The sequence below is a fragment of the Prochlorococcus marinus str. MIT 9515 genome (assembly GCF_000015665.1).
Taxonomy (GTDB): Bacteria; Cyanobacteriota; Cyanobacteriia; order PCC-6307; family Cyanobiaceae; genus Prochlorococcus_A; species Prochlorococcus_A marinus_P.
On record NC_008817.1, the window covers coordinates 447744 to 460972 of the forward strand.

15 protein-coding genes are annotated in these 13229 nt (G+C 30.0%); 10 read left to right on the forward strand and 5 right to left on the reverse strand.

Annotated elements, in window-relative coordinates; genetic code table 11:
* Positions 1-37 precede the first annotated feature (37 nt).
* From P9515_RS02465 to P9515_RS02480, 4 genes are read left to right on the forward strand one after another with little or no spacing between them, the layout of a single operon-like run.
* Positions 38-481: a hypothetical protein gene (locus P9515_RS02465; protein ID WP_338048803.1), complete on the forward strand. Its 444-nt coding sequence runs from the start codon at positions 38-40 to the stop codon at positions 479-481.
* Positions 482-498: 17 nt separating this feature from the next.
* Positions 499-1137 (forward strand): DUF2232 domain-containing protein, encoded by a 639-nt coding sequence (locus P9515_RS02470; RefSeq protein WP_041710558.1) that lies wholly within the window; start codon positions 499-501, stop codon positions 1135-1137.
* Positions 1138-1151: 14 nt separating this feature from the next.
* A complete protein-coding gene (locus P9515_RS02475; RefSeq protein WP_011819818.1) occupies positions 1152-2309 on the forward strand; it encodes a nicotinate-nucleotide--dimethylbenzimidazole phosphoribosyltransferase in 1158 nt (385 codons plus the stop codon).
* Positions 2310-3308: a type 2 periplasmic-binding domain-containing protein gene (locus P9515_RS02480; RefSeq protein ID WP_011819819.1), complete on the forward strand. Its 999-nt coding sequence runs from the start codon at positions 2310-2312 to the stop codon at positions 3306-3308.
* Here P9515_RS02480 and P9515_RS02485 read toward each other — a convergent pair.
* Positions 3297-4439 (reverse strand): aldo/keto reductase, encoded by a 1143-nt coding sequence (locus P9515_RS02485; protein WP_011819820.1) that lies wholly within the window; start codon positions 4437-4439, stop codon positions 3297-3299. The genes P9515_RS02480 and P9515_RS02485 overlap by 12 nt on opposite strands.
* Before the next feature lie 111 nt (positions 4440-4550).
* Here P9515_RS02485 and P9515_RS02490 point away from each other — a divergent pair, with 111 nt between their 5' ends.
* Entirely contained in the window at positions 4551-5210 is a 660-nt protein-coding gene (locus P9515_RS02490; protein ID WP_011819821.1) for a riboflavin synthase, read from the forward strand.
* A 3-nt stretch (positions 5211-5213) separates the two neighbouring features.
* Here the strand turns inward: P9515_RS02490 and P9515_RS02495 are convergent, their stop codons facing one another.
* The 4 genes from P9515_RS02495 to coxB form a co-directional block, all read right to left on the reverse strand.
* Positions 5214-5567: an AbrB family transcriptional regulator gene (locus P9515_RS02495; RefSeq protein WP_011819822.1), complete on the reverse strand. Its 354-nt coding sequence runs from the start codon at positions 5565-5567 to the stop codon at positions 5214-5216.
* A 96-nt stretch (positions 5568-5663) separates the two neighbouring features.
* Positions 5664-6266, reverse strand: coding sequence for a cytochrome c oxidase subunit 3 (locus tag P9515_RS02500; protein WP_011819823.1), 603 nt, complete (start codon positions 6264-6266; stop codon positions 5664-5666).
* Between the two features lie 15 nt (positions 6267-6281).
* Complete coding sequence (gene ctaD, locus P9515_RS02505) at positions 6282-7901, reverse strand: cytochrome c oxidase subunit I (protein WP_011819824.1); 1620 nt, start codon at positions 7899-7901, stop codon at positions 6282-6284.
* A complete protein-coding gene (gene coxB, locus P9515_RS02510) occupies positions 7898-8701 on the reverse strand; it encodes a cytochrome c oxidase subunit II (RefSeq protein ID WP_011819825.1) in 804 nt (267 codons plus the stop codon). The genes ctaD and coxB overlap by 4 nt, the downstream gene beginning before the upstream one ends.
* Positions 8702-8953: 252 nt before the next feature.
* On the opposite strand from coxB, the gene P9515_RS02515 reads away from it, so the two are divergent.
* Genes P9515_RS02515 through P9515_RS02535 form a run of 5 tightly spaced genes read left to right on the forward strand, consistent with a single transcriptional unit; the run spans position 8954 to position 13228 of the window.
* Entirely contained in the window at positions 8954-9889 is a 936-nt protein-coding gene (locus tag P9515_RS02515) for a COX15/CtaA family protein (RefSeq protein ID WP_420805069.1), read from the forward strand.
* Positions 9886-10884 carry a heme o synthase gene (locus P9515_RS02520; RefSeq protein ID WP_011819827.1) on the forward strand — a complete coding sequence of 333 codons (999 nt, stop codon included), beginning with the start codon at positions 9886-9888 and terminating at the stop codon, positions 10882-10884. The genes P9515_RS02515 and P9515_RS02520 overlap by 4 nt, the downstream gene beginning before the upstream one ends.
* A 37-nt stretch (positions 10885-10921) precedes the next feature.
* Entirely contained in the window at positions 10922-11938 is a 1017-nt protein-coding gene (locus P9515_RS02525; protein WP_011819828.1) for an ABC transporter ATP-binding protein, read from the forward strand.
* A gap of 53 nt (positions 11939-11991) precedes the next feature.
* On the forward strand, positions 11992-12816 hold the full coding sequence (locus P9515_RS02530) for an ABC transporter permease (protein WP_011819829.1): 825 nt from the start codon (positions 11992-11994) through the stop codon (positions 12814-12816).
* 7 nt (positions 12817-12823) lie between these two features.
* On the forward strand, positions 12824-13228 hold the full coding sequence (locus P9515_RS02535; protein ID WP_011819830.1) for a hypothetical protein: 405 nt from the start codon (positions 12824-12826) through the stop codon (positions 13226-13228).
* Position 13229 lies beyond the last annotated feature (1 nt).

A 13229-nucleotide genomic window follows, 5' to 3' on the forward strand; every position in this document is an offset into this window, starting at 1 on the left:
AATAAAAAAAGTTTTTTTATTGATAATTTTATTTTTATTGCAATCATGCTCGGGAGGGAGAGTTGGAGATTTCTTAGAATCTAGTTTTAAAAATGTTGAAGAATCAAGAATTAAAGAAGATGCTAAAAATAATTTAAAAAATAAAAAAGTATTTAAACTTGAGGAAAATATTGAAAATATACAAATTATTAAAGAACAAATAATCAAAGATGATGTTAAAAATAATTTAAAGAATAAAAAAGTTATTAAGCTTGAGGAGAAACAAAAAAACACCAAAAAAATTAATAAGCAAAAAATTTCGATCCCAAAAAGAAAATATCAGCCTCAATCATACAAAATTATTTTTATTTTAAAAGATGTAGATCCAAAAGACCCTATTGAAGATCTAAGTAACATTTTAAGAAATTCTGATGTAAATTTCGAAATAGAAAAGATAGAACGTTTTCTTGACTCAAAAAACGAAAGTATAAAAAGGGATTAAATAGCGTGAAAAATCATATGAAATTTTTAAGAAAAAATGACGCACTTAATATTGTTGAACCTTCCTATTTAGCTTCTCTTTCTTCTTTACTTTGGGTCGCTTTATATTATTTACCTATAGGTGGAGCATTGTTGAGATTAGTATTACCACTCCCTATGATCTTGTTGCACTTGAGAAGAGGAACTAGTACTGCCTTGGAAGGCCTCATAATACAATTTCTTTTGTTATTAATACTTATGGGTCCAATTAGAGGGACTTTATTTTTATTCCCATATGGAATATTAGCCTTTTGGCTCGGATGGTCTTGGTTCAAGCAAAAAAACTGGTGGCTTAGTTGGAGTGTAGGTTTTATTCTAGGGACATTAGGTTTTTTTATAAGAGTATTTGCATTATCAACGTTAGTTGGTGATAATCTTTGGATAATAATAACAAGAGCAAGTTATGGACTTTTAGACAAATTTATAGAATTATTTAATTTACCCTTTTCACCTTCGATCAGAATTATACAATTAGTCGCACTACTATTAATAATTTTTCAAGAAATGGTTTATGTCTTAACTATACATATTCTTTCATATTCTCTTTTCCCTAGATTAAATTCAAATATTCCTGATCCTCCAAAAATAATGAATGGATTTGTTGATTTAGGTCTTTGATATAAGATTAAATAATGCAGAAAACGTATTTAGGAATAAAGTTATTTGGTAGTAAAATTAATCAAAAATTATGTTCTGAAAGAGTAGAAACTCTTAAAAAAGAAATTGATAATTTTATTTTCTATCTTGTTATTGCAGGGACAGAAACATCTCAAATTCGAGGTATATCTGCAGCCGGAATTAATTCAAAAGCTAGAAGGAAAACTGCATTAGCAGATGCTGAATTTCTTCTTTTTGGTGCCTTTATAGATCATAAATATAAATTACCTTTTTTAAATGCAGGAGTTACCCCAGCATTGATAAGTTATGTGTGCTCGAAACTGATATGTGCGAGTCCAATAGTTGTCCCCATAGGAATAAATGAAAAACCTTACTTTAGACATTTGATTGTGGAAAACTATTCGGTAGGTCCCTCTAAATGCTTAACTACGGGAAAATCTATGAATAAAAATAGAGTTTTGAGTCTTTACAAAAAAGGACTAGACATTGGAAAATCTACAAATCAACCCATATTTATTTCAGAATCTGTCCCAGGAGGAACCACTACTGCTCAAGCAGTAATGGAAGCTTTTGGTTTGAATGTAAATAAATTAATAGGGAGTAGTTTGATAAATGCTCCAAGGGCCTTAAAAACAAAAGTAATTAAAGCTGGGCTATTAAATTCAAATCTAAATTATGATTTTGACTCATTAGATGTTATTTCTTCAGTTGGAGACCCATTTCAAGCTTTCTCTATGGGACTATTGATTGGTGCAAGATTAGCTAATCAAACCGTTGTACTTTCTGGAGGTAGTCAGATGTTGGCTATTGTTTTACTTGCATTGGAATTTATTGACTCTAAAGAAAAACAAGAGTTTGTTGATTTCGTTTTTATTGCAACTACAGGATGGTTAGTTAAGGATAATGCATTGAATGATTTATTAGATTTAATCACTGAAAAACATAAAGTAAATTTAATAGGTTTAGCAAGTCCTTTAAATTTCGAATCATCTAAATATGAAGAATTAAGTGATTATGAAATAGGATATGTTAAGGAGGGTGTAGGCGCTGGAGGGATGTCAATTTTTGCTTTTCTTAAGGGTTTTAGCAATGAAGAAATAGTTTCTATGTGTCAAATTAATCTAGAAAGGATGAAGAAGTTAGGTCAAATTTCTTTAGAGGAAAATTTATAAATGCTTAAAAATTATTCAACAAGAAGGGAATTTCTTAACTATGGAAAACTATCGCTTCTTTTATTACTAAATTCATGTAGTAATTCCTCAAGAAAAATAAGTATTTCTTTACAAAGCTCTTTTTATCCTCAATCTTTAAAAGATACTTTGCCTAAGAGTTGGGAAAAAGAAATTATTAATTTGAGTAAGCTTGACTTAATAAAAAATAAAAAATTATCTAATTCTGATTATATGTTGATTAATGATGGATGGATAAACAGTTTAAATTTTGAAAACTTTCAGAGTTTAAATAATTTATTTAATAATGATAGATTAGATAATAGGTCTAAAGAATTTCTAAATGATTTTAAAGAATATCAAAGTAATAAATTATTTCCAATAGGTGTAGTTCCATATGCAGTAGTTATAAAAAATAATAAAAATTTAATTAGTGATGCAAGTCAGTCATGGGATTTCCTTCTCGCTGAAAAGTTGAAAGGAAAAATTATATTTCCTCAAAGTCCGAGAATAATAATGTCTATTTTAAAAAAAATTAATGCTAAAAATTCTTTTAGCAAACTTAAAAATCAAGTAATGTTATTTGATGATCAAAATTCAATAAATTGGTTAATTAATTCTCAGGCAACTGTTGCTATTGTTCCATATTCTCAATGTGTAAAATATCTCAAATTTGATTCAAGACTTTCTATTGTTTTTCCTAATAAAGGTGTTCCTTTAATTTGGTATTTCCTTTTAAGTAAATCAAAAGTTAATAATCAAATTTTAATTGATTGGATTAAATCTTTTGAAAATAGGAAAACTATCGACTTATTGGCAAATGAAGGTTGGTACCTACCTTTTAATGATGAATATTCTCAAAATAAATATAATATCAATTCTAAATATAATAATTCTGGCCCATCAAAAATTTGTTGGGAAAATAGTTGGTCTTTGCCTCCTATTAATAAAAAAGAAAAATCTAATTTGGAAAATTTATGGAATCAATCTTCAACCCCATAATCTTTTTTTAGGCTTTTCAACTAATAGGTTGTGAGTTTGTTTTAATAATTCTGGAATATTTAATTCACTTGGACATTTTGGAACGCATTCATTACACTCTAAACAAAAAGAGGCATTTTTCTCTTCCCACCAGTGGCCAGCTCTACCTATTAAATTATATCTTTCTTTAGCAAACTCTATCTGGCCATAACCTAAAGAGATATTTCTTAAACGAAGTATTTCAGGTATAGGGATTTCACTTGGGCATGGAAGGCAAGATCTACATTGCTCACATTTTGAGGACTTTAATTCTTCATTAGCGACCTTTTCGATATTTTTTAATGCATTAATTTCAGAAGAAGTAAGTTTTTGACTTGAATTAATAAGTTTTTCTGCAATATAAAAATCTTCAATTTTTGAAGCTCCTAAAGATAGAGTTGTAATTCCTTTTGAAAGTAAAAATCTATAAGCCAGTGCTAAAGGATGGTATGGTGCAGATGCTTTTAATAAAGTATCACTTGGTGCATATAATCTTCCGCCTTTATCAGCAGGGGATATAGCTAAAACACCCATTTTCTTTTTTAAAGCTAACTGGGCAAGGCTTATCTTCGATTGATCTAAAAAATGTAAATGAAGATTGCAAAAACTAAATACTTCACAATTAATTGCTTTTTCAATAAGTTTATAACTTCCATGCGAACTAAAACCAACTTGATCAACTAGGTCATTCTTAATTAACCACTGTAAAAACTTTACCCCCTCTCCATTTAAAACCCAATCCAAATGCTCATCTAAATTTATTCCATGAATAGCAAGATTATGAATTTTTTTTAGCTTTAAATTTTTTAGAGAATTTTTGAAATTTTTTTTTAGATAATTAAAATCTCCTTTAGGTAAAACTTTAGTAGTAATTATCCATTCTTTCTTCGTTATTTTTTCGGAATTTTCTAACTTATTTAATACTTCCCCTATCAGGATTTCTGCTTTTCCATAAGATGCAGCTGTTTCTAAATGATTAATGCCCGCTTGATGAGCCCTTTTTATCAGAGAGTACATTTTATTAAGATTTTCAGTCGCTCGCATTGTGCCTAAAGTAAATAAACTTACATTGCAACCTTTGCCAAATAATCTTTTCTGAGAATCAATAATCATCTTTATATAATTAATTTCTACTAAATAATTCTTTTATTTATTTATAGTTGATATTGGTTTAAAGTAAATTAAAATTAATATTTATTCTAAAAAAAATCTTTATTTAAAGTTATGTTTACAGGAATAATTCAGTCAGTAGGAAAACTTAAAAAAGAAAAAGATTTCTTAATTATTGAAATTCTTGATGAACCTTTTGATATGCAAATAGGCGATAGTATCGCAGTTAATGGGATTTGTTTAACGGTAAAAGAAATTTCAAATAATCAATTTAAAGTAGATGTAAGTGAAGAAACTTTTAAAAAAACTACTTTAGGAGATAAATCAAGTATCAATCAAATAGTTAATTTGGAACCAGCTATCCGTCTTTCAGATCGTCTTGGGGGGCACATAGTAAGTGGACATATAGATGGTTTGGGAAAAGTTGAAAATATAGAAAAACTAGAAAAATCATGGATGTTAAAAATTAAGTGGCAAAATAAAAAATTTTCCAAATACATAGTTGATAAAGGAAGTATATGCGTAAACGGAATTAGTCTGACAATTGCAAAATCTGAGAATCAAGGAGAAATTTTTACGATCGCAATTATCCCTCATACCTGGGATAACACGAATCTGAAAAATTTATCAATTGGCGATAGTGTAAATCTTGAAGGAGATGCATTAATTAAATACGTCGAAAAATTACTTCTATTTAACAAAAATAGAGAATCAGATAACTTTTCTGAAGAAATCTCTTCAAATTGGCTTAAAGAAAATGGCTGGGATAAATAATTTTTAATTAATTGGAATTAGGGAAATAGTTTTAGTATCTTTTTTGAGATCAATTTTATATTCTTGACCAGGCTCTAATCCTAATTTCTTTGTATAGGCATGACCTATTAATAAGTTGCCATTGCAATGAACTTTTGTTTTGAATTCTGCTTGTCTCCCTCTTGAAGATCTATTCCCTGGCCTTGTATTTCCACTACTACTTAACTTGTAACCCTTAGCTTCAACAAGTGCTCTATAAAAATTTTTTCTTAAGACTCTCCCACTTGGTCCTACATAGCCACAACCTCTAGCTATTTCATCCTCAGATTTATTGCTGAGTAATTTAGATTTTTCGAGAAGTTCTTTTCCTACAAGCATTATATAAATTATTTCTAATTATATATTCTTACTAATAATGAGAATTGTGGCAATATAAGTTAATAAAAAATAGACTTTTAAATAATAATTTTTAAATTATAAAAGATATAAAATAATAAATAAAACAACCCATATTCCATCTACAAAATGCCAATATAATTCAACAGCTTCTAATGGAAACATATTTTGATTGGTAATTCTTCCTCCCTTTGATCTTGCTTGCCAAGAAATAATTAATATCATTAACGTTCCTAAAGTTACATGGAGACCATGAAAGCCTGTTAAAGCATAAAAAGTACTTGCAAATAAATTATCCGTTAAACCGAAAGGTAAATTAAAATATTCGAATAATTGACATATTAAAAAAACTATCCCAAGAAGAGCAGTAACTAATAACCATTTCTGGGTATCGGAATTTTTATTTTTAAGAAGCGCTTTACCTGCTTTATGAAAGGTTGCACTACTTACAAGTAATAAAATTGTATTTAAAGTAGGTATAGGCAATTCTAATTCGTAGATAGCACCATCCGGCAAAGGATTGACTGCTTTATATGTGAGGTAGGCAGCAAAGAAACCAGCAAAAGTCATCCCATCAGCTATTAAAAAAGTGATTAATCCAAACATCCTGAAGTCTTCATGATGTTCCCTTAGCTCACTCTCATTTTTTTTAATTTCTTTTGAACTATCTAGAGTTGTCATACTTTTTGATTGATTTTATTTAGAGATTGGTTTTCCATAACCATAAGGTTCTTCTACTAAAGGTGCTTCTCCTTCCCAATTCTCAACGGGTGGAGGAGAGGTTGTTAACCATTCAGGAGTTAAAGCATCCCAAGGATTATCCCCAGAATCCTTACCATTTTTAATACTTGCATATATATTGATCAAAAAAGGGATAGTACTAATAGCCATTAAGAGAGCACCAAGGCTACTAATTTGATTAACAAATTGAAATTGAGGATCATATTCTGCCACCCTTCTAGGCATTCCATTAAGACCAAGCCAATGTTGAGGAGCAAAACATAAGTTAAATCCAATAAAAGTTATGGCAAAATGTAATATCCCTAGTTTTTCATTCATTAACTTACCTGTCACCTTTGGGAACCAATGGTATATGGATGAGAAGATAATAAAAACGGTCCCTCCGTAAACGATGTAATGGAAGTGAGCTACAACAAAATATGTATCATGGACATGAATATCAAAAGGTACTTGAGCTAGAGCAACTCCCGTAATACCTCCAAATACAAAATTAATTATAAATCCACATGAAAATAACATTGCACTATTGATAGATATTTTCCCGCCCCACAATGTTGCAACCCAATTAAAAAATTTAATTCCAGTTGGAACTGCTATAAACGCTGTCGCGATGGTAAAGAATAATCTCATCCAAGGTGGGGTTCCACTTGTAAACATATGATGAGCCCAAACAACTAGACCAAGAACAACTATTCCCATTATTGAAAAAACCATTGTGGTGTATCCAAAAAGTGGCTTCCTTGAATGTACTGGAAGGATTTCACTAACCAATCCGAAAGCAGGAAGTACCATTATGTAAACAGCTGGGTGAGAATAAAACCAGAATAAATGTTGATAAACGACTACGTTCCCACCCAAAACAGGGTTAAAGAAACCGGTATGAGCAACAATATCAAAGCTAAGCAATATTAATGTTCCAGCTAAAACTGGAGTTGACAAAACTACTAATAAACTTGTCCCTAACATCGCCCAACAATACATAGGTAGTTGCATAAGCTTTAATCCTGGTCTTCTTAATTTGATAATTGTTGCAATGAAATTTATCCCTCCAAAAATTGAGCTGCCTCCGAGCAATAAAACACTCATTATCCAAATTATTTGTCCCGATTGTGGGGTTGTTATACTCAAAGGAGGATACGCAGTCCATCCTGCCTGTGCAGCTCCTTCAACAAAATAACTAGCCACTAACATTAAACCGGAAGGGGGTATTAGCCAAAAAGCTACAGCATTCAGTCTTGGGAATGCCATATCTCTTGCTCCAACATAAAAAGGAATTAAATAATTCCCAAATGCACCATTTACTACAGGTACAATCCACAAGAAAATCATTATTGTTCCATGTAATGTTAAAACTTGGTTATATATATCTCTAGGCATAAAGTCCGACATTGGACTTGTTAATTCAATTCTTATAGCACTTGCCAAAGTTCCTCCAATTAAATAAAAAAGAAACCCACATACTAAATATTGGATACCTATTACTTTATGATCAAGACTAAAGCTAAAATATCTAAGCCAACCTTTAGGTTGAAGACTCTTGTTATTGGAATCTTGTGAATCAATTAATATTGTCATAAACTAACCTCAGTTTTTGTATTTTTGTTAAACCAATCTTTGTAATCAGATTCTTCTTCAACTATTATTGATGCTCTCATGCCTCCGTGATAAGGACCACATAATTCAGCACAAATTATTGGATATTTCCCAACTTTAGTAGGAGTGAAATTTAAAATCGTAGGTTGGCCTGGAATGATATCTTGTTTTATTCTGAATTCCGGAACCCAAAAAGCATGAATAACATCTTTCGATTCCATCTTCATAGAGACCTTATGATCAACTGGAACATGAAGCTCCCCAGAAATAAATTCACCTTTTGGATAATTAAATAAAAAAGCAAATTGCATTGCTGACACTTCAACAGATAAATTTTTATTTGCAACTTCATTATTTGATGTTTGGCTAATTCCAGCCCATATCTTTTCTGTATTTGATTTCATCATTTCATGGCTGTGATTAAGTTCTTTCATACCTCCCATACGATCGTAAATGTTATAGCTATATAAACCTATTATTAAAACAATAATAGAAGGGATAATTGTCCATACAATTTCAAGGCTTAAATTACCTTCTAAAGCTATCCCATCTCCGAATTGATCTTTCCTTTTTCTGAATTTAAATAAACTATATACAACAGCTATTGTCATTCCTATGAAAATTATTAATCCAATAATAAAAAGAATTTTAAAAAGCTCATCATATATTGGTGCATTTATACTTGCTTCAACAGGAAGTAAATTAACATTAAATCCGATCCAAAAAGATATACCAAATACAGCGGAAATTATAAGTATTAAATAAAAGTTTTTATTTAACAAGTTAGAAAAAAAGTAGTTATTTATATTTTCAAGATATTCTTTTTTTTTAATTTTGCATCGTTTGTTAATGGAAAATTATTGAAATTCACAACTTCTTAAGATTTATAAAATAAAAGAACTGTTATCAGTAACTTTTATAGATTTATGTCAGGAAAAAAAGATTAAAAAAACAAATAAATTTTTAAAATAAAACATTTACTTTTAATTAATGTTTGTTAATTGAATCTAAATTAGTATGCAAAAATAAGACCTTTGATTAACTTGTTCAATAACAAAATACATCAAAAAAGATTCAAATCAATTTTTCTGAAATTGGGAAATCATTGCGTTTTGGCATTAATAGCTTTAATAGTTATTGGAGGAGCTACAAGAGTTATGGAGGCAGGTCTTGCTTGCCCTGATTGGCCCTTATGTTATGGGACTTTTCTACCTCTAAATCATATGAATTTAAGAGTTTTTCTAGAATGGTTTCATCGCTTGGACGCCTTTCTTGTTGGTCTGTTAATTCTTTCTCAATTCATACTTTCATTAGTATGGAGAAAAGATCTTCCAAATTGGCTACCAAAGACATATTCAGTATTAGTTTTCTTAATAATTGTTCAAGGTTCAATTGGAGCATTAACAGTAATTAATTTACTTAATTCGTATGCAGTTACTGCACATCTTTTGACAGCTTTTTTACTCCTTATAACGACAATAACTATAAATCAGAACCTAGAAAATAATGAGGTGAATAAATCATTGCGTTGGTGGCGAATATTATTATTTGTTCCACTAATATTAACTTTAACTCAATCATTTATTGGAGTAAGGCTTTCATCAACTTGGTCTGCTCATCTCTGCTTATCTTTTAATAAACAATGTTTCATATTAAATACCCATAAATTATTTGCTATCCCAATTTCTGTTTTGATTGTATCTATTTTGCTCATATCAATATACAAACAAAATTTGTTCCTAAATAACTGGAAATATCTTTGCTCACTTTTTTTGCTTTTGATTTCCCAGATTTTTCTAGGGATATTAAGTCTTAAAACCAATTTAACTGAACCTATGCTTGTTATTGGTCATCAACTAAATGCTTCATTATTAATTGCGATCCTAACAGCATTGATTTTTAGAAATCCTAAGTTAAATAAAAAAATCAATCAATCATTTAATCCAGTAATAGTATCTTTAAACTCATGAAAAGTAATTTAGAAAACTTTAATTTTCAGACTTCAATTCGTGAACAAGTTGTACCCTCAAGAAAAAAAGTAATACTTCCTGCTTGGCTTGAAGTTGCCAAACCAAGATTGATTCCATTATTACTAGCTACAACTTTAGGTGGTATGGCATTGACGGAAGAATGGCCTTTATCCTCTCCTAAACTTATCTGTACTTTAGGAGGCGGTGCCTTGGCAGCTGCGGCAGCTGGAGCTCTTAACTGCTTATGGGAAATGGACCTAGATAAGAGGATGAAAAGGACAAGTAATAGAGCTTTACCTTCAGGTAAATTATCATTTAATACTGTATTTTTAGGGGCCGTATCTTGTACATTTGCAGCTGCAATGCTTTTGATAAGTGGAGTAAATTATTTAGCTGCCGGATTAACATTGCTGGGATTATGTAGTTATGTGATTTTGTATACGATAATTCTTAAACCAAGAACAACTCAAAATATTGTTTTTGGTGGAGTTGCAGGGGCCATACCTCCTTTAGTAGGAGCTTCAGCAGCTACAGGACATGTAGGTCTTAGTGGTTGGTGGCTATTTGGGTTGGTAATGCTTTGGACGCCAGCACATTTTTGGGCTCTTGCAATTTTATTAAAAGATGATTATGCGTCTGTCGGAATACCCATGCTTCCTTCCGTTAAAGGTTCAGCTTTTACAGTCAAAGCTATTTCACGTTATGGATGGGCAACAGTATTCATGAGTATTCTAGGTGTCTTTGCTTTACCTGAAGGAGGACTGCTTTATGTGATAATGCTTTTACCTTTTAATGGAAGACTTTTACAATTAATCAATAGATTGAAAAGTTCACCTGATGATTTAGAAAAAGCTAAAGGATTATTTAGATGGTCAATACTTTATATGTTTGGTATTTGTCTTTTACTTTTAATTTCAAGAACCCAACTTTCTGTTGATTTTGAGCAGCAGTCTATGCAAATATTCTTATCTTTGAAGGCATACTTTAATATTTAGATTGATGTAAAATGTTGATAGAAAAAATTCTGGTTTGATGAATTATATACAAATTACGGATCTTTCAAAATCATATTCTGATATTGAGGCATTAAAAAAATTATCAATGGAAATTAATGCTGGTACATTATTTGGAATCTTAGGTCCAAATGGTGCAGGCAAGTCTACTCTCATAAAAATTCTAGCGACTCTAGTCGAACCTGATAGTGGAGAAGTTTTTATAAATAATATTAATTTAATAAAAAATCCTAAAAAAATTAGAGAATTAATTGGTTATGTAGCTCAAGATATTGCTCTCGATAAAATTCTTACAGGACGTGAGTTATTAGATTTTCAGTCAGATTTATATCATATGAAAAAAAAGGAAAAATACGAAAGAATAAAATTATTAATAAAGCAATTAGATATGAATGATTGGATTGATAGAAAATGTGGAACATATTCAGGAGGAATGAAAAGAAGAATAGATTTAGCAGCTGGACTTTTACATTTACCCAAAGTTTTAATACTAGATGAACCAACTGTAGGTTTGGATATTGAGAGTAGAAATATAATTTGGAATCTTTTGAAAGATTTGAAGAATGATGGAATGACTATTATTTTAAGTAGTCATTATCTTGATGAAATAGATAAATTAGCAGATAGTTTGGTAATTATTGATGATGGGAAAGTAATAGCACAAGGAACACCTATTCAACTGAAAAATAAATTAGGAGGAGATAGGATTACTTTGAAAGTAAGAGAATTTAGTTCTGATGAAGAGTCTAAAAAAATATGCGAGATTTTATCTTCAATAGATGGAATTAGTCAGATTGTGACAAATAAGGCGCAAGGTTATTCACTAAATTTTGTTGTAGATAAGGATAAGGATTTACTCACAAAACTTAAAGTAGAATTAGCTTTTTCAAAGTTTGAAATTTTTTCTCTTGCTCAAAGCCAGCCTAGCTTGGATGATGTTTATCTACAGGCTACTGGCAAAACATTATTAGATGCTGAAATTTCCATGACGGGTAAAAGAGATCTTAAAAAAGAATCGAAGCAATCAATGAGATAAAGTAATAAATTTTTTGATATTTAATTATAATATCTATTAGAAGACACTACAAAATGGAATTAAATCAATATAGTTTATTTTTTTTGTATCAAGAAACTATTGCTTTAACAAAAAGATTATTCATCCAATTAAAAAGAAGACCCTCAACTCTTTTAGCAGGTATATTGCAACCTATAATATGGCTGTTTTTATTTGGAGCTCTTTTCTCAAATGCTCCTGAAGGTTTTCTCCCGGGAGTAGATTCTTATGGAAATTTTTTAGGAGCAGGACTAATTGTTTTTACTGCTTTTAGCGGAGCATTAAATTCAGGCTTGCCTTTAATGTTTGATAGAGAGTTCGGCTTTTTAAATAGGTTACTTGTTGCACCTTTAGCAAGTAGGTTGTCAATTGTTTTATCCTCTTTTTTTTATATAACTATTCTGAGTTTCGTTCAGAGTATCGTTATAATGATTGTTTCTTTTGTTTTAGGTTATGGATGGCCTGACTTTTATGGTTTAGGAATTGTATTTACAACATTAATACTATTAGTACTTTTTGTGACATCAATTAGTCTTTGTTTGGCGTTCATATTACCTGGTCATATCGAATTAATTGCTCTTATATTTGTAATAAATTTGCCTCTTCTCTTTGCAAGTACTGCATTAGCTCCTATTTCTTTTATGCCAAAGTGGCTAGGGTGGCTCGCCTCTTTAAATCCTTTAACTTTTGCTATTGAACCTATCAGGATTGCTTATACTCAAAATATGAATTTAGGTTTAGTGGCTTTACATGCACCTTATGGTGACTTAACTTGTAAGAGTTGTATCTCAATTTTATTTTCCCTAACAATTTTTTCCTTAATCATTATCAGACCACTTTTAAATAGAAAATTAAATTAGTAAATTTATGTTCTTAAAAGATCATTTAAAAGATTCTTATCAAAAAGCATCTTTTGATAAAAATAATTTAAAGATAGAAAATATAATTAATAGATGGGTACATAGGTTTGATATTGAATCTTTGAATGAGCTAATAGCTTCAAATCAAGATCAAATTAAATTATTAGAGGAAGATAAGCTAGTTTCAAATCAAGATCAAACAAGATCGGAATTATTAGAAATTGTTCAAAACGAAATAGAGGTAAAATTTAAATCTAATAAAGAAAACAAATATAAAGAAAATAAAATTAATAATAAAGATATTTATGGTTGTTATAAAAACAAGAGTGAAGATAACAAATTAAAGGAATTACCGCTGCCTAAAATAAATAATCTCAGAAAATGGATTAACAACGGTAAAAAAGCCAGCTAGC